This is a genomic window from Anatilimnocola floriformis, from assembly GCF_024256385.1.
In the GTDB taxonomy this organism is placed as follows: Bacteria; Planctomycetota; Planctomycetia; order Pirellulales; family Pirellulaceae; genus Anatilimnocola; species Anatilimnocola floriformis.
Window position 1 is genome coordinate 514412 of sequence record NZ_JAMLFW010000002.1, and the last position, 16701, is coordinate 531112.

A 16701-nucleotide genomic window follows, 5' to 3' on the forward strand; every position below is an offset into this window, starting at 1 on the left:
CTTGGACTTTGCCGCGATCGGCGGTGAAGGCGGTTCCATCGCAAAGCGGACAGCGCGGTCGCACCCACTCTGCGTACCGATTCGGTTCGCCCTCTCGCGGCAGCCGTCGCTTGTTCTTCGTCGAAGGTTTTGCCGCGGACTTCACGACTTCGCACCCCGCACATAATCGGCGACTTCGCAGCAGAGACGCAGAAACTGCTCATCGGTCATTCCGCCTTTCGCGAGCCGCACCTCGTGCGCGACGATGCGGATGTTGCCAACCTCGGGCCGGCCGCCGACTGTCAGCGGCGTGATGTAATCCGCGCTTGCGGTACCGGGCGTCAGTTGCCGACCGGTCAACGGGCAGCGATGACGTTGCGAATCAAGAATCGCGAGCAGTTCTGCGGCGGTGACGTTCAGCGGCTTTCGTGACAGCTCTGGAGGCACGCTCCGACCAGACGCCCCAGGTTTCGGCGAATCGGAGTTCGACTTTTCTGACGGCTTGGCTGAGTCGACGCGCGGCTTGCGGCCAGGTGCTCGGCGGGTTGTTTCGGGCGTGGAAGTTTGGCGATCGCCGACGGCATGCGAGGTTTTGTCGCTCACGGCGGCCCCAGCCCTTCCACGTTTCGGCTTTGGCACGGAGCCGACCGCCAAGTCGGTGGATTTCGGCGGGAGCCCAGCGGAGCCAGGAACGTCTGCATTGCATAAATCGCTCGCGGGACTGGGTTTATCGCTAGTTGTGGCACCCTGGCGGCTAGCCGGACGGACTATCTCTATGGGGTGGGTGATGGCGGTTGGCAACGTTCCAGCAGCATCTGCCAGGAAAGGACCCAAAGCCCCCGGGGGCGTAGCGCCCTCCCCCGCGCCCCCATCGTCTCGACTTGAGACAGGCTCACTTTGAGACGGCTTCGGGGGCGGCGGCACGGGCGGCGTGGCGTAGCTGCGTGCGAGCTCCGTGCGTTCATCCCAGCCCAGTCGAATGCGTTTGCAACCCGCAGCGATCTCCTCGGGCGTTGGATCGGGAGACTTCAGCAATTGGCGAATGCGCAGCGCTCCGTTCGGATCCCGCGCATCGGCGAGCGGCCGTAACGTTAGTCGCCATGTAGGTTGCTGTTTCATTTGGACTCAGTGGGAAACTTTCCCGATGACCTACTGCCACGGGAACGAGCACGACCGGGAACGGGAAAGGAGGGGTCTTATAGACCCCCTTTCCCTTTCCCGGTGCTCCCGGTCAGTGGGAACGTGTTTTCCTGATGGTTGTTTTCCCGGTTTTCCCGGTGGGTATCTTGTGTGTTCAATCTGAAGCCTTCGCGCGGCGTCCTCTGGCCACTCTTTCGGACTTCGCAGGGGACGATTTGCCGTTCGTCGATGCCTTCGCGGATGGCGGCGGCTACCTGGCTGCTGTTGAGCGCGGTGTTATTTCGAATTGCGGTTTGGGTCTCGCCCTCAGGGAACTTCAAGAGAACGGTCAGGATCGTTTGCAAGTTCTCGCGAATCTTGGCTTGCTTTGCTGTCTCGCGAGCAGATGTCTTTTGATCCTGATCTGATCGCCTCGCCTCATCGCCTTGCTGCAGAGTTACGTTCCAAAGCCGCGGCCTACCTTCCTCGAATTCCCCCTGATCAATATCGAGTGCCCACAACCCAGCGTGCCCAGCAGATCCACCCGCAGAGAACCAGAGTTTGTGCACAGGGTTTGGCGGCAAGTACTCCTCTCGTCGACTCATCAGAAGCCACCAGCGAACATGCTCAGCAATGCCGGCATATGTGAGATCGCCAAGTTTTGCTGGATCGTATAGACGAGAGGCAGGCTTACTGACGTGATGAACAACAATCAACGTAACCGTGCGTTCCTCGCACCACTTCTGCAGGTGCATGAGCTTGGCGCCTTGAATCATTAGATTTTCGGCACCGTCGCCGCTGATCGCTTTGAACAGTGGATCGATTACCAAAACTTCGAATGGAAACTCAAGGTAGGCGTGGTCCAGTCGCCGCAGATCGTCGTCTATGCCAATCTTCGGAAGTGTCGTGCACCATCGGAGGTTCGCCCGCAAGAGTTCATCTCCTACGATTTCTCCATTTACGCGTTGTGGCCAATCGAGACCAGCAGAATGGCAAACAGATGCTGCAGTCTTCTTCAGCGTTGATAGCCCACTCTCCGCGCTCATGAACAGCGTTTTCACCGGCCGGCGAACGCGGAAGAATCCAAGGCACATGCCGCCAGTCGGTAGCGATATGCAGATGTCAGTACAAACCGACGTCTTCATGCCTTTGTAAGGTGCACCGATCACTCCAGGCTGCCCCTTCACGATGAGACCGTCGGCCAGATACTCCTCGTCAGGCCACTCTGCGACTTGATCACATGTGAGCAACTGAAATGCATCGGACGTGTCGCGCAATTGCCGATTTGCGAGATACTGCTCAAGCAATCCATCAATGTCGCGCGGCGGCAAATTGGCGAGCACTTGCCGTTGAATCTCTTCGGCCAATTGCGACTGTCGACGGCGAGCCGCTGCATCGAGCACCATCTCTGCGTAGGTTCGGACGTCCGCCGTCGTGCCGATACTACTGCTGATTTCGAAAAACAATCGCCGATGATCAGTTACACAGTTCGCTCTAAAGATTTCAACCACACGAGTATCAACGACCGGCCTTCCTTCATCACGCAACCGATCGATCGCGTAAGCGACCTGCTGTAGGTCCGGGTCGAGGTAGTGGGTATGCCGCACACGTGCGACGTCCGAAAGCAACAGCACCGCTGGATCAACAAGAATGCAGGCAAGCAATTGCCGCTCGGCGTTTTGACTGAGGAACGTCTCAACGCTGAAAACATTCGCGTGGCCGTTCACCTTCACTGTCTTGCCGTCGCTTCGTGTTTTGCTCGAGCGAGTCACGAAACCTCCACGGCTGGTGCGATGCTCTTCTTAATCAACTCCATGCCGATCCAGTCGACGGCCGCTCGCAAAGCGGTTGCAGCGCGGATAGCGGCATCGACATCGTCGCAGCGAAGTTGCTCAGCGAGATCTGCGGCACGCTGCTCGATGTGATCGGCCAGCTTGTACCGCGCGGAATCGCGAGCGATTGCTCCGATGCTCTCGTTTGGCAAAGTAATCACGTGCCCTCCTTCGCAAGCTCGGGGGGAGATTACCGATCAGCCGAAGAACGCATGTAGCTGTCGAGTTCCGCGCGGGACACCACGACGCGCCGACCTACCCGATAGCGCGTGAGTTTTTTCGCGTCCAGAAGGTTGCGGATCGTTTTTCCTGCAACGCCGATGTACTGGCCGGCGGCGTTAATTCCGAGATATGCCGCCTCCAGTTCTGACGGCTTCTTTTCTACCTTGGCAACCATCGTTAAGTCTCTCTTCAACAAATGTGGGACAAAAACGAAAAAGCCCGCGACCCTGCGACTGGCGCAGAATGCGGGCCTGAGCGTGAAACCGAACTACGTCGGTAGCGCGAAATAGAATGACGGCACGAAGGCACGGCAAACCATTGGGGTCGGAACCACTCGCACGGCAATCCGATGCCGTCGCTGAGCGCAGATCAATTTGTTTCAAACACGCCGCATGAAGAAAGCGCGTTTAAACCGTCCCCTGCCAGTCCGGAGCTATAGCCGCAAGAGTAGGACGATTTTGTGTTTCCGACAGTGGAATATGCAGGTCGTGCCTTTCTGCCGTAACACGTCCCCAAATTTAGCGAGGGTCACAAAGCTGTCAAGCGACCGCAAGTGGAATGACGCTACCTCATTTGACTTCGTGCGTCCGAGAGGCTGGCCAAGTGACTGTGCGCTGTTCTGCGCCCAAACGTACGCCACGTGAGGGCATTCCAGGCCACATCAGCGAGCAGCGGCGGCCAGAAACACAAGCCAAGAAATGCGAAAACACGCGGTAAAACGCGTGTTTTCTTGGATACCCCCAGCGGGATTCGAACCCACGACCTTCTGTTTAGGAAACAGATGCTCTATCCAGCTGAGCTATGAGGGCGGACTAACAAAGCCATTGTAGCAGACGGCGTTGAACGCATGAAACACGCTGCAAAACAGGGTGTTTTGCCGGATTCGGCTTTTCGTGCTCACTGAAGATTACCTGCCGGCCGTCTACTTTGGTTGATCGTTCAAGTGCTTCGCCAGCGCTCCGCCCAGCGTGAGGAGTACCGTGCGGTCGGCAGGGTTCTTGGCGTCTTGCGCGAGTTCAGCCAGTTCCTGCAGTCGCTCTGGCGTTTGCTCATTCATAAAGGTCTCGGCGAAAGTTTCCCAGCGCTCGAACGAACCGCCGATCTTGCTGTACGACGCGATCGCCGCGGCTCCCAGTTTGCGGGCTTGCTTTCCATCTCCTGCCTTACGATATAACCGCGATGCCTGCACGAAGAATTGAAATCGAATCACTGCATCGTCGTGTGCGTTGAGGGCGAGTTGCTCTGGCGCGACGGGGGCAGCAGGGGCCGGCCTCGCAGGAGTCCATGGCGCGAACCCAGGGGGCGCCGGCGGGCCGCCGAAGCCTTCCCGCAACTGCGGATGCCGCGGCCGGGGACGTTGCCAGTGTTCAGGGGAGAATTCTTCATTCGCCGTGTTTTCACCAAACGAAAGCAGGGTCTCAGCTTCCAAGATCAACAAGGCCTGCGCCATTTCGCGCTCGAATCCGGCTTGATCCTTGGCCTGCAACCGCTGATCCGCAGCCGTCAGCCGCAATTGGAGAGAATGGAACGAGGTGCCAAATTTTTTCAGCAGCGCATCCCCTTCCCGCTCGGCGCCAACCAGAATGTAGGCCTGACCGACGGCCAAGCCGGCAGAACGCTGTTGCACTGGGTCTTTGATTTGTGGCAGCAACTTCTCAGCGCGGGCCACCAGCGCGCGAGCTCGTTCGGGCTCTCGTTGGTCCGACACCTTGACTCCCCAGGCCGCGAGCGCGTGGGCGCGGACATCGTCGTAAACCAAATCGTTTAACGCTTGCTCTGCCGTGTCGCGATCATCGGCTGGCAGGAGCGCTAATGCGGCGACTACGTGAGGATAGGCGATGCGAATATCGTCGATCCGCCGTGCTGCGGCCAAAGCTTCGCGGGGCTTCTTCGCGCGCAGATACTCGATCGCGAGTTCCCGCCCCGTTTCATCGGAAACACTTTCCGCATCTGCCAGGCGACCGGCGCTAATCAGGGCCAGCGAGATTGTTCTGCGCCGAATTTTCTGACGAAAGGCATCACCATTGCTATCAGCCAGTTTCAACGCGTCGTCGATGCGCCCTTGAGCGACTCGTAAATCGATCAGGCAGTTGATCGCATGGAAGTGTCGATGTGACTCGCGCGGTGTCTGCTCGAGCAGCTCTGTCAGCAGCGTTACTTGCTGGGCATCGCAGGTAGCGACAATTTCCTTCACAACACTCTGGACACGACCAAAGCAGCGGGCCAAGTCGGCATCGGACATCGTGAACACATTTCGCAACAGCAGCTCGATGCCGCGCTTCACGTGCGGAGCCTTCTGGGTTTTTGACGAGCGGCAGAGCAAGATGTCTATCAGTGCTAGGTTGCCCCGTTCGCCCCCCACCTTCGCCAGAACTCTTTCCGCGTCCTTGATGTCTGACTCTGCCAGACGATAGGCCAGCGAGCTGAGGGCTCCCGAGCGCAGGGTCGGATCCTTGATCTTGTCGGCCAGTTCCTCCACAAATTTTGCATCTTGTTCCGCGGCTCGCGAAATGTTTGACGAGCGGCAGAGCAAGATGTCTATCAGTGCTAGGTTGCCCCGTTCGCCCCCCACCTTCGCCAGAACTCTTTCCGCGTCCTTGATGTCTGACTCTGCCAGACGATAGGCCAGCGAGCTGAGGGCTCCCGAGCGCAGGGTCGGATCCTTGATCTTGTCGGCCAGTTCCTCCACAAATTTTGCATCTTGTTCCGCGGCTCGCGAAATGAGTGAGCGCCGATCAGAATCGATTTGGCTCATCGACTCGTCCTTTATCATTTCCAGGTTGCTGGCCTCGCGCTCCGCCTGATCCAGCGCCTCGGCTGCTCGCCGATAGTAGCCCAGCGTGTCGTATTGCCGGGCTGCCTCGCGCGAGAGCTGCCAGTCTTGCACGCCAGGGCGGCCTCGGTATTTCGCACGCAGCGCATCGACCTGTTTTACGGCTTCGTCTTCGGTGACTTCTTGCGAAGCGGCAGCCAGTTGCCCGAGCAGATTTCGCTGCTCTGGATCGGGAATACGCGCGGCCTCAGCCCGGGCGGCCTGGTACCAGGCTGCTGCATCGCGCAAATCGGCAGGCGGTTCCGCAGCAATCGCGGGCAAATATGCAAGTGCCAGAACAATGGCGAGCATGCGCAGCAGCATAAGAATCCTTTCAGGTGTTAGCCAATTGTCACCTTTCGGGGCACTGCGGGCTATACCGATGGAGGGGTTCGGCAGGGTGCCAATATCGGTCAGGCTCAACTCGCCGAACTTGCTGGAATATCGCTTGCGCTCATTCCAGCGTTTATCTGCCTGCCACCGCCACCACCGAATATGGAATATTCGGCGACGATCTGCGGCGATGAGTCGCCAAGAAATAAAATGAGGGGACGACAAACCATCCAGGCTTGTCGTCCCCTCCCAGCGGGTATCCACCCTTATGTTGAAGGCGGCGAGGCTGCGGATCCGTGGAATGAAAGGCGGATCCGCGGTAACAACTCGCCGCCGGTTAAAGCAGCGTTCCTTGTGGCAGCCGCAAGTTAGTTGGCGGCCAGGCCGTCCAGATCGGGGGCCAGGCGGGCTTCTTGCAGCATGCCGTTGAGGAACTTTTGAGCGTGCGTGTATTCCTGCGAGCTGAACCAGCGGTCTTCACTCTTCAGGTAATTCTTCAGTCGGTCTCGCATCTGCGACGTGCTTTGATTTACCTGTTGATAGAACGGGCTGTTCACCCCGAAGTCGCCGGCCGCGCGGCGAGCATACAAGTCGTCCAGGACCAGCCGATGGCCATCGAAGACCTGGGCTTGGAGCACAGCGGGCCATTGCAGGGCGCCGGTGTCGGTGTTGTACTCTTGGCGAGACAACCGATTGGGCTGATCCTGGCGGTTCCACTGATCCAGTTTTTCCTTGGACAACGGACGCGGCATATTTTGAGCGCGGAAATCCGCGTTGATTTGCTTCACCTTAAAGTGAGTGATCACTTCCTGCTGGCGATTCTCCAGCTGCTTCTTGTAACCATCCTGAGCACGCACATAAGCGTCAGCCGTCAGCTGGTTGTACAAACCCTGAGCGTGCAGCAAACGAGCCTGGCCGGTCAGCACACCTTCTTCGTAAGTCGAAGCGTGCCGATAGGCGAACCAGGGAAACGCCGAAGCTTGTGGAGCTTCGTTGCCGCCACTGCTGTAGGTCTGAGCTTGAACGGCCGAAACCCCCGCCAGACCAATGATCGCGGCAACTGCAAATTGAAAGAACCGTTTCATCTCATCTCTCCCCGTGTCTCGTGTCTGGCTGACTGTTCTGGCTTTGTGTTGAGTTCGTTTTGTCATCCGTGTTGATGTGCTCCCTTAAAGCAAGCGTGATGCCAATTCGCAACGCGATCGCAAGATTGCCCTGCAAGACGTTCAAAAATAAGGGTTTGCGGCAAATTGAGATTTTTACTGCAGGTGGATTGGGCTCGAATCTCGTCTCAATTTTGAGGGCGCATCTCAGAATGAGAATTCCAGAAATGAGACTCAAGGAATTGCGATCCTGTATGATGAATCGCAGGGGTCACTTCTTCAGACGAGGCGGAATCGTCTTATGTATCTGCGTGATTCTGGACGGTGCGCGGTCGCGTTCATTCTTCTCTACTTGTCTGCAGCTTCTTCCGCAGCCGAGCTATCGCAGGAAGATGCGGTTGCCCTGTCGCGCGATTATCTGGCTGCCAGCCGAAGCTCCGAGCGCGAAGGGATCGCCGCGCAGCTGCAAAGCTATCGCGGGCTGATCGAGCCCGTGCTGCAGCAGTTGCAGCGGCGGACTTACAACCGAGTGAAGTCTGGCTATCTGCCGGATGAGAGCTTTTCGATTCCGGAGCTCGACGAAAAACATCCGAACGATTTGCTCTTCTTCAATGTGCCGCCGAACTACACGCCCAAGGAACCGCATGGGTTGATTGTGTTTTTGCACGGTGGCGGAGCAACGACGGGCCGTCGCGCGCCACGGGTCACCATGAACTATCCCGAAGCCGGCGTGAGCGAGCGCGACAGCGGCCAGATGGGAACGGTCTTCAATGCCGCCGGCCTGGTCGCGGTGGGGCCGTCGGCGCCGTGGAACGAGAACTCGTATTACCGTTGGTGCCTGCGCGAGAGTGACGAATACATCGCCGATGTCATTCGCGAATGCCAGAGCCGCTTTAACATCGATCCCGATCGCGTGATCCTGCTGGGCCATTCGATGGGAGGTTTTGGCGCTTATCACCATGCGTTGCGACAGCCCGATCGTTTTTCAACGGTCATCGCGCACGCGGGTTCCTGGTCACGCGGCTTTTTGCCTGCCATGCGCGGCACGCCGCTGTGCATCGTGCAGGGGATCAACGACGCGCGCGATGGAGCGCGCTGGCATTACACCGATATCGAGTACGCGCGCGAAACGGTGAAGCTCCTCACGGCTTACAAGCTGGAGCATCGCTACTATGAGCACGACGGCATGCATGCACTAAGCGAGGGCAAGGAGTACGTTGCCGATTATTTAAAAGCCGCCAAGAATCTGCGGCGGGATGCCTATACTCCGCGTGTGACACTCGCCACACCGGCCGGTTATAGCGCGTACCAATCATCGCGACTTCGTCACAACCGCTGGCTGACGATCAACGCAGTCACGCCCGGCACGATTCCGTTCGATCAACTCGTCTCCAACGGCGAGGAAGACTTTCATCGCTGGAAGCTCTCGCACGAACGAGTCGAGCGCGAAGGCTCGCTCGTCGACGCGATGAACTACGGCGGCAATCTGATCGCGGTAAACACGCAGCACGTTTCGCGGTTCACCGTCTGGCTCCATCCCCGGATGATCGACATCAGCAAACCCGTGCAGATTCACGTCAATCAAAAGCCGGTCTTCAAAGAACGCGTCACTCCCACGCTGGTGACCGCGCTCGACTCGTATCGCCGGCGTGGCGATTGGGGGCTGATTTATCCGATCAAAGTCGAAATCGACGTACCGTAAAGGATCAGGCGACTGCTTTCGACCGCCGCGGCTCGGCGGGAGCCTCGCCCTCCCTGGCTTAATCTTCCCAGTGCCGCACGACGTCGTAGAGAATGTCCGCCGCTGTTTGCAGCTGTCCGAGGTCGAGCCATTCGTCCTTGGTATGCGCCTGGGCGATGCTGCCGGGACCGAAGACCACGGTTGGGCAACCGGTGGCTGCATAGTGCGGTGCGTCGGTGCCGAAGGGGACGCCGATGCGCTGGCCTGCTGTCGGCGCGTGGAGATGAATCGATTGGGCCAGGCGTTCGGCCAGGGCTGAGTTGTGGTCGTCGTTCAAACCCTTGGTCAGCATGAACGGCCGATCGTGAATCACCGGCGTGCCGGCGACGACGTACGAATTGAGATGCGTCACCGCGTGCGTGAACGCCGCGTCGGGATCTTCGCCCGGCAGCACGCGGCGATCGATCTCGATCGTGCAGCGATCGGGAACAGTGTTCACACTAATGCCGCCATTGATCAAGCCGACGCTCAAGGTCGGATGTCCGACGAGCGGATGAGTGGTCAGGTGCGGTACGACATCGCGCGCATATTGCTCGAGCACGAGCAGCACGCGGGCCATGTGATAGAACGCATTATCGCCGCGCTCGGGCTGCGAACTGTGCGAAGCCAGGCCCGTCGTGTGACAGCGCCACCGGCAAGCACCCTTGTGGGCGACCACGACATTCAACTCGGTTGGTTCGGCGACGACACACGCATCGGGCGCGCGGTGTAGGAGTTTTGATTTCCCTTTTTTGCCGGTGTACGTTTCGGCCCAGTGCGTCGCGCCCGTAAAGCCGTGCTCTTCGTTCACGGTGCAGGCGAGAATGACGGTCGGCCGATTGGCGGGGCGTTCGTCAGCGAGGCGCGCGATCACACTGAGCATCGCACTCATGCCACCCTTGATGTCGCAAGCGCCACGACCATACAGCCGGCCGTCTTCGATATCGGCGGCAAAGGGATCGATCTCCATGCCGTCGATCGGCACGGTGTCTTGATGGGCTTCGAACATCAGCACCGGGCCGCCATCCTCGGGCGGGGTGCTTCCTTCGACGCGAACGACGATGTTCTCGCGGAGCGGCGCGACTTCAAACCGCTCGAAAGGGAGCGACAAGCGGCGGAACAGCGATTCGAGATACGCAGTGACCCGATGTTCGTAATAAATGTCGCCCGAAACGTTCCGCCCCATGGGGTTCACGCTCGGAATCTTCACCAGGTCGGCCAATGTCTCAACGACATCCAGCGGCATATCGCACAGTCCCTTCGCACGCACGTCAGTTCAACAAGGAACCGCATTGTACGGGGACCGCCGGCGATGTGGGAGTTGGGTGCGTCTTCAAGACTGCGACGAATTCGGGAGCAGTCTCGAAAAAATCAGCCGCCGGGCGCTAGCCCCGGCTTGGTCGGTGACGACCGCCTAGAGCCGGAGGCTAGCGCCTGGCGGCTGATGAGACGAACGGAATTAACCATGTTCTGCGGCGCTAACGGCAGCGAGTTCGGTTTCCATCGAGATCGGCCGAGCCGAGGTTACGGGCTGACGGAGTCGGCCCGCAATCCAAATGCTGAAGAGCGTGATCGCACAGGCAAACAGACCGACTGTGCCGAAGTGTTGCAAATGGCCGTCGGCTGCTTCGGTGACCACGTAACTGGCGAGCAGCGTCCCGAGACCACTCGCGATGTGTTGCATCGAAGCATTGGCACTCAGGAACGCACCGCGCTGTTGCGGCGGCACGGTGCCGGTGATCATCGCCATGGCGGCGATCATGCGGCCCGAATTCGTCACGATCAAACCCGATACCACCAACACCGCGAGGAGCGGTGGCAACGGCGGCAGGAAAGTAACCGCAATCAACATCAACGCCGACAGCGGCGCCGTGATGCGGAACATCAGCAACTTGCCAAAGCGATCGGCCAGACGGCCCACGATCGGCGAGATGATGAGCGTCAGCAAACCGCCAGTGAAATAAACCAGCGGCAGATAAGCCTTCGGCACACCGACGTTGGCGACGAGGTACGGATTGATATACGGAATGACCGCGAACGAGCCAATCATCAGCGCACCCATAAGGGCGAACGCATTCAGGTTGCTGCTGCTTTGAAAAGTCTGTAGCAGAGCCTGCAGCGGCGGCGTGTGGGATTTGGCCAAGTGATCGCGCAGCGGCGGCAATGTGACCGCGGCCAAGGCGAACACTGGAATGCCGAGAATCACCAGCGCGACAAACGGCACGTGCCAGCCGAAGTTTTGACCGAGCATCAAACCAAACGGCACACCCATGATCGAGGCAATCGCAAAGGCCGACATCAGCGCGCCAGTCGCGCGACCACGGCGTTCTTCGGGAAAAACATCGCCGACGATGGCCATCGCCATGCCGCCGAGAATGCCGCCGAAAAATCCGGTAACCGCGCGAGCGGCGATCAACAATTGATAATTGGGAGCGAGGGCACAACAGAGCGTGCCGATCAAAAAACCAGCAAAGAGAGTCAGGAACGCACTGCGCCGCGAGAAGCGATCGACCAGCGCAGCCGCCACGAGTCCGGCGATGCCCGCCGCGAACGTGTACGACTCCACGATCAACCCATATTCAAACGGCCCGATCTTGAGGGCCTTCATCAGCTCAGGGCCGAGGGGCATGACCACCACGAAGTCGACGATGGCAGTGAATTGAATCGCTGCCAGCACCAGCAAGATCAGCATTTCCTGGCGGCGAACCGCCGCGGCGGCGATCGCGGCCGGATCTGGCACGATGGGCGCGCTGGCTTCGGCGGGCGAGGCGTAAGGGTTGAGTTGCTCGCGCGAGCCACCTTTTTCGGGCGGTTCAGCGGATAGCAACGGGCGCGACATCACAACTCCAGACATCCTGTGCACTTCTCTCTGCGATTGTACGCAATCAAACCAACAAGAACGGGGCATCCTGCCCTGGATCAACGATATACCGGCGAAGCCGACATTTCTTACGACAAAAATCTCCCCAACTGGTTCACGCGGCCAAAATCACGCCGCGATCTTTCAATTGCCACCCTTGCGAGCGAGGGAAATATAACAAGCAATACGATTCGCGAAACGAGTTCAGTTCCTTTCCCCGCAAGGGCTTAGAGCAAATCGACCAGCAATTCATATTGCAATAATCCACCTGATTAAGCGTCGAATATTGCAGACATTGCAATACCAATGCAATTCATCACGTTCGGCGTGCGGACCAGCCCAGAGCAACCCAGCAGAACCGACCTGCACTCGCAAAAAATGACAGATCACATCGACTAGAACTCCAGTCGATGTGTTGCAAAGGAAGCGGCCAACTTTTCAGATTTCGCTGACAAGCAGCGGAGCTAATAATATACAAAAGATCACTATTTGTCAAGAAGGGCCTCACCTCACTGGGGCAGCCGCCTAGCCGCGGTAGCGGCGACCAGATGCCCAGCCCGCAGCGAAAGCTGTGGGAAAGGAACGTTTCGCAATCAACAAAGGTGCGGCAGCAGCGACAGATCGCTGGCTGAAAATGATGCGGTAGTAGAGCAACGTGTGGGTATGGGCCATGGCAGAAACCCTCTGGGGTTTGCAATTGCTTGTCAGGCATACGAAAAGGCGCTGTAGCGGAAAAGTCCATCCTTTTCGAAGCCGGTCCGAATCTGTCGCTGCTACCGCAGCTTAAATGAGGACCGAATACTCTCCCTTTCCCACAGCTTACGCTGTGGGCTGGGCATCTTGCCGCCGCTACTGCGGCTAAGGCATTCGACTCCTCTCTGTCTCCCGTCTCCCGTCTCCCGCCTCTCGCCTCCCGCATCCCGCCGCCTCCCCACCACCTCGGCTATAATCCCTCGCATGGCCGATCTCATTGCTCAAGGTTCGCAACCGCAGTTTCGTTGGCGGCGTCGTTTGCCGCTCGACGCACCGCAGGTGCTCGGCCGAGCAAGTCATCCTTGGTCGATCCCGTGGGATGAGCGCATCAGCCGCAAGCATGCCGAGCTCACGCTCACCGAAGGGCGGCTGAAAATACGCCTCTTGCCGGAAGCTCGCAACCCGATTTTCTATCGCGGTCGGCGAAGTGACAATTTTGAAATCCAACCAGGTGACCATTTCGTAATCGGCGAGACGACATTCACTCTTGCCAACGAAAAAGTGCTCCTCGGCGCGCTCGAGCCGAACCCGATCACCGAGCGGACATTTAGTATCGAAGAGCTGCACAGCTGTCCGTATCGCCGACCCGACCAGCGGATGGAAGTGCTCGGCCGCTTGCCCGACGTCATCACCAGTTCGGCGAACGACAGCGAGCTCTATACGCGGTTAGTGAATCTCTTGCTCGGCGGCATCGGCCGGGCTGCGGCAGCCGCGATTGTCGAGATTGCTGGCGACGACCAAAAGTCACAGCTCAAAGTGCTTCACTGGGATCGGCGAATTCTGAGCGGCGCCGATTTCAATCCGAGCGAACGACTCATCCGCCAGGCCGTGACCACCAAGCAGAGCGTCGCCTATGTTTGGAGCGGTGCCGAGCGCGGGCCAGGCGACTTCACGCTGAGCGAAGGACTCGACTGGGCGTTCTGCACGCCGATCACCGGTCAGGCTTGCAAGGGACTCGCGCTGTATGTGACGGGAAGTTTCGCCGGCGATGCAGCGCTCGATCTCGGGTCCGATGTCGAATCGCTGGGCGAAGAAATCAAATTCACCGAGCTCACGGCGGCGACCTTCAGCGCGCTGCGCGAAGCTCGCTTCCTCGCCCGCAAACAGGCCGGGCTGAGTCAGTTCTTTTCGCCGGTCGTGCTCGAAGCACTCGCCGATCAAGATGCCGATGTAGTGCTGCAGCCGCGCGAAGCCGATGTGACCGTTCTCTTCTGCGACCTGCGCGGCTTCTCGCGCACGAGCGAAAAGCTCAGCGCGCAGTTGCATGAGTTGCTGCAGCGGGTGAGTCAGGCCCTCGGTGTGACGACGCATCACATTTTGCAAACCGGCGGCGTGGTCGGCGATTTTCATGGCGATGCGGTGATGGGCTTTTGGGGTTGGCCGTTGCCGCAGGCCGATGCGGTTCGTCGCGCTTGTCAGGCCGCGCTCGGCATTCGCGCCGAGTTTGCCGCTGCCACGAACTTTCGCGTCGGCATTGGCATCGCCACCGGTCGCGCCGTCGCGGGCAAGATCGGCACCGTCGATCAAGTGAAAGTCACCGTCTTCGGCCCGGTTGTGAATCTAGCTTCGCGACTTGAAGGCCTGACCAAGGATCTGCGCGTGCCGATTCTGCTCGATGAAGTCACGGCAGCGGCTGCCCGGCAGCAGTTGCCCGCCGATGTCGCTCGTCTGCGACAACTGGCCAAAGTTCGCCCGCATGGGATCGAAACGCCGGTGAGTGTCAGCGAGCTTTTGCCGCCGCTGGCCGAATATCCACAGCTGACCGACGAACACCTGGCAGCCTTTGAATCTGCCGTGCGCGCCTTGAACACCCGCGATTGGCCGCGGGCGCTTCAGCTGTTGCATCAGGTGCCGCCCGATGACCTGGCCAAAGATTTTCTCACGGTCTTCATCGCTCAGCACAATCGCACTCCGCCCGAAAACTGGGACGGCGTGGTGCCAGTGGGAAGAAACTGAGACTTGAAAACAAAACCATGTCCTGTTTTTGACCCCACCGAGCTTGCTCGGTGGGGACGGGGTGTTTTGATCGCACGGTGGCTGGTGCAAAATCATGGCTCCACCGAGCAAGCTCGGTAGTGGCCGAATGCGGAAGTTATGAAGTCACGCATTTAAGACTGGCAACGAGGAAGAAATAGGAACGCAATGAAGCGACCCGAAAAGAAGAACTCGAAATCGGCCGAACCGCAGACTCCCTCGAATCCCTTCGGCTTGCTGCTGCGAAAATCATTCGAAGCCTGGCATTCCTATCCGCTGTATCTGCGGATTGTCGCCGGCGTGATCTTGGGGCTGATCGTCGGCCTGCTTCTCGGCGCGATTGCCGACGACGGCAAGCCAGCGGCCGAACCGCCAGTCGCTGCGCAGGCTGAAGAGAACGGATCGCCAAAGCCAGAAGAAAAAAAGCCAGAGGAGAAAAAAGACGAGCGACAAACGGTTCACACGCATGCCCGCGACATTCTGCACGCGATGGAGATTCCGGCGAATCTCGTGCTGCGAGTTCTCGGCGCGCTTGCGCCGCCGTTGATTTTGCTCGCGGTCATTCAAGCGCTGATGAATGCGCAATTCCCGCCAGGCACCTTGCCGCGGCTCGGCTTTTTGCTGGTGCTCAATACGATTGCCGCGATTCTGATTGGTTTGTTTGTCGCCAACGCACTACAGCCTGGCAAATGGCAGTTCGGCGAAAAGCCGAAAGAAGTGGTCCTCACCAAAGAAGAGCACAAGCAATCGTCGATGGAGCAATTCCTCGACAACATTCCCAAGAGTCTGCTCGGCCCGCTCACCGACAACGGCAAAGCCATTTCGGTCATCATTCTCGCCATCGCGGTCGGCCTCGCTATTCGACCGCTGCGCGATCAACCGATCGTGAAGGTCGCCGATCTGGTCGATGTCTTTTTCAACGTGCTGCTGCAGATGCTGCATTGGGTAATCGAAGTCATCCCGCTAGCCGTGTTTTGCAAAGTGGCGAACCTGGTCGGCATCAAGGGCTTCGCGCCGTTCATGTCGCTCGGTGGTTTCATTGTCGCGGTGCTGATCGGCTTGGCACTGCAGATGGTTTATTACCTGGTGCGAATCAAGTTCGCCTCGTGGTGTTCGCCGCTGGCGGTGCTCTACGGCATGCGCGATGCGCTGGTGATGGCTTTTTCGACCGGCAGCTCGACGGCGACGATGCCGGTGACCTACGCCTGTCTGCGCGAAAAGGTTGGCCTGCGCGAACAATCGGCGAGCCTTGGTTCGCTGGTCGGCGCCAACTTCAACAACGACGGCACGGCGCTGTACGAAGCCATGTCGGCCCTCTTCATCGCCCAACTAATCGGCCAACACTTATCTCTGTGGCATCAGTTCTTAGTCGTCATTACCAGCGTCATCGCTTCCGTCGGTGCGGCCGGCATTCCCGAAGCGGGGCTGGTGACCATGACCCTCGTCTTTACCGCCGTCGGCCTCGATCCCAAGCACATTCCCATGCTCTTGGCCGTCGATTGGTTCCTCGATCGCTGCCGAACGGCCCTGAATGTGATGGGCGATGTGAATGTGAGCTGTATTTTGGACGGATATGAGCCGGAAAAAGCCGGCGGCAAGTAGAATAGATTGGCTCGCGGGGCCTACGCAGTTTTGCCTGTGCGAGTTAACTTTACGTCTCGCGACCGCTGGGCTCGTCCCGGCGGGGCGATCACTGGCGAGCTACCTGGGACAGTACCCACTGTCAGGCGACCACTGGCCTCGTGCCAGTGGGGCCTTCACTGAATCGCTACGAAGCTGTGCAGTGAGCGTTCCACGGGGACAAGCCCCGTGGTCACGAAGGCGGTGGTCGATCGGTAGCTGACCAATGAGCGCCCCACCGGCACATGGCCGGTGGTCGCGAGAGAGCACCCTGACAGATAGTTGCTGGCGAATCAGCAGTGCAGTATGCGGTGGCGATGTGGCTTCGAAGCGTTTGACGAGTTCTATCCTCGCGGGAATCGGTCGGGTTCTCA

At 58.9% G+C, this 16701-nt stretch carries 12 protein-coding genes and 1 tRNA gene; 3 read left to right on the plus strand and 10 right to left on the minus strand.

The window, feature by feature from the left end:
• Nucleotides 1–141: 141 nt before the first annotated feature.
• From M9Q49_RS26755 to M9Q49_RS26785, 7 genes are all read right to left on the minus strand, one after another.
• A complete protein-coding gene (locus M9Q49_RS26755) occupies nucleotides 142–582 on the minus strand; it encodes a hypothetical protein (protein ID WP_254512365.1) in 441 nt (146 codons plus the stop codon).
• Nucleotides 583–1175: 593 nt separating this feature from the next.
• The gene (locus tag M9Q49_RS26760; protein ID WP_254512366.1) at nucleotides 1176–2870 is read right to left on the minus strand and encodes an AAA family ATPase; all 1695 of its coding nucleotides are present in this window, start codon (nucleotides 2868–2870) and stop codon (nucleotides 1176–1178) included.
• Complete coding sequence (locus M9Q49_RS26765) at nucleotides 2867–3091, minus strand: hypothetical protein (RefSeq protein WP_254512368.1); 225 nt, start codon at nucleotides 3089–3091, stop codon at nucleotides 2867–2869. The genes M9Q49_RS26760 and M9Q49_RS26765 overlap by 4 nt, the downstream gene beginning before the upstream one ends.
• A 29-nt stretch (nucleotides 3092–3120) precedes the next feature.
• The gene (locus M9Q49_RS26770; RefSeq protein WP_254512370.1) at nucleotides 3121–3327 is read right to left on the minus strand and encodes an excisionase family DNA-binding protein; all 207 of its coding nucleotides are present in this window, start codon (nucleotides 3325–3327) and stop codon (nucleotides 3121–3123) included.
• Nucleotides 3328–3887: 560 nt separating this feature from the next.
• A tRNA-Arg gene (locus M9Q49_RS26775) sits at nucleotides 3888–3961 on the minus strand.
• Between the two features lie 113 nt (nucleotides 3962–4074).
• Nucleotides 4075–6288 carry a hypothetical protein gene (locus tag M9Q49_RS26780; RefSeq protein ID WP_254512372.1) on the minus strand — a complete coding sequence of 738 codons (2214 nt, stop codon included), beginning with the start codon at nucleotides 6286–6288 and terminating at the stop codon, nucleotides 4075–4077.
• 377 nt (nucleotides 6289–6665) lie between these two features.
• Nucleotides 6666–7382, minus strand: coding sequence for a hypothetical protein (locus M9Q49_RS26785; RefSeq protein WP_254512373.1), 717 nt, complete (start codon nucleotides 7380–7382; stop codon nucleotides 6666–6668).
• A gap of 319 nt (nucleotides 7383–7701) precedes the next feature.
• Between M9Q49_RS26785 and M9Q49_RS26790 the strand changes: the two genes are divergently transcribed.
• The gene (locus M9Q49_RS26790) at nucleotides 7702–9102 is read left to right on the plus strand and encodes an alpha/beta fold hydrolase (protein WP_254512374.1); all 1401 of its coding nucleotides are present in this window, start codon (nucleotides 7702–7704) and stop codon (nucleotides 9100–9102) included.
• A 58-nt stretch (nucleotides 9103–9160) separates the two neighbouring features.
• Here the strand turns inward: M9Q49_RS26790 and M9Q49_RS26795 are convergent, their stop codons facing one another.
• The 3 genes from M9Q49_RS26795 to M9Q49_RS26805 form a co-directional block, all read right to left on the minus strand.
• On the minus strand, nucleotides 9161–10390 hold the full coding sequence (locus M9Q49_RS26795) for a M20 family metallopeptidase (RefSeq protein ID WP_254512375.1): 1230 nt from the start codon (nucleotides 10388–10390) through the stop codon (nucleotides 9161–9163).
• Between the two features lie 189 nt (nucleotides 10391–10579).
• The gene (locus M9Q49_RS26800; protein ID WP_254512376.1) at nucleotides 10580–11959 is read right to left on the minus strand and encodes an MFS transporter; all 1380 of its coding nucleotides are present in this window, start codon (nucleotides 11957–11959) and stop codon (nucleotides 10580–10582) included.
• Between the two features lie 546 nt (nucleotides 11960–12505).
• Nucleotides 12506–12652, minus strand: coding sequence for a hypothetical protein (locus tag M9Q49_RS26805; RefSeq protein WP_254512377.1), 147 nt, complete (start codon nucleotides 12650–12652; stop codon nucleotides 12506–12508).
• Between the two features lie 285 nt (nucleotides 12653–12937).
• On the opposite strand from M9Q49_RS26805, the gene M9Q49_RS26810 reads away from it, so the two are divergent.
• Together M9Q49_RS26810 and M9Q49_RS26815 are read left to right on the plus strand one after the other, a co-directional pair.
• Nucleotides 12938–14689 carry an adenylate/guanylate cyclase domain-containing protein gene (locus M9Q49_RS26810; RefSeq protein WP_254512378.1) on the plus strand — a complete coding sequence of 584 codons (1752 nt, stop codon included), beginning with the start codon at nucleotides 12938–12940 and terminating at the stop codon, nucleotides 14687–14689.
• A 186-nt stretch (nucleotides 14690–14875) separates the two neighbouring features.
• Nucleotides 14876–16309 (plus strand): dicarboxylate/amino acid:cation symporter, encoded by a 1434-nt coding sequence (locus M9Q49_RS26815; RefSeq protein WP_254512379.1) that lies wholly within the window; start codon nucleotides 14876–14878, stop codon nucleotides 16307–16309.
• Nucleotides 16310–16701: the final 392 nt, after the last annotated feature.

Excerpts from the sequence above, each read along its gene's own strand:
- M9Q49_RS26770 (WP_254512370.1), bottom strand. The coding sequence starts at position 3,327 with ATGGTTGCCAAGGTAGAAAAGAAGCCGTCAGAACTGGAGGCGGCATAT.
- M9Q49_RS26780 (WP_254512372.1), bottom strand. The coding sequence starts at position 6,288 with ATGCTGCTGCGCATGCTCGCCATTGTTCTGGCACTTGCATATTTGCCC.
- M9Q49_RS26785 (WP_254512373.1), bottom strand. The coding sequence starts at position 7,382 with ATGAAACGGTTCTTTCAATTTGCAGTTGCCGCGATCATTGGTCTGGCG.
- M9Q49_RS26790 (WP_254512374.1), top strand. The coding sequence starts at position 7,702 with ATGTATCTGCGTGATTCTGGACGGTGCGCGGTCGCGTTCATTCTTCTC.
- M9Q49_RS26800 (WP_254512376.1), bottom strand. The coding sequence starts at position 11,959 with ATGTCGCGCCCGTTGCTATCCGCTGAACCGCCCGAAAAAGGTGGCTCG.
- M9Q49_RS26805 (WP_254512377.1), bottom strand. The coding sequence starts at position 12,652 with ATGGCCCATACCCACACGTTGCTCTACTACCGCATCATTTTCAGCCAG.
- M9Q49_RS26810 (WP_254512378.1), top strand. The coding sequence starts at position 12,938 with ATGGCCGATCTCATTGCTCAAGGTTCGCAACCGCAGTTTCGTTGGCGG.
- M9Q49_RS26815 (WP_254512379.1), top strand. The coding sequence starts at position 14,876 with ATGAAGCGACCCGAAAAGAAGAACTCGAAATCGGCCGAACCGCAGACT.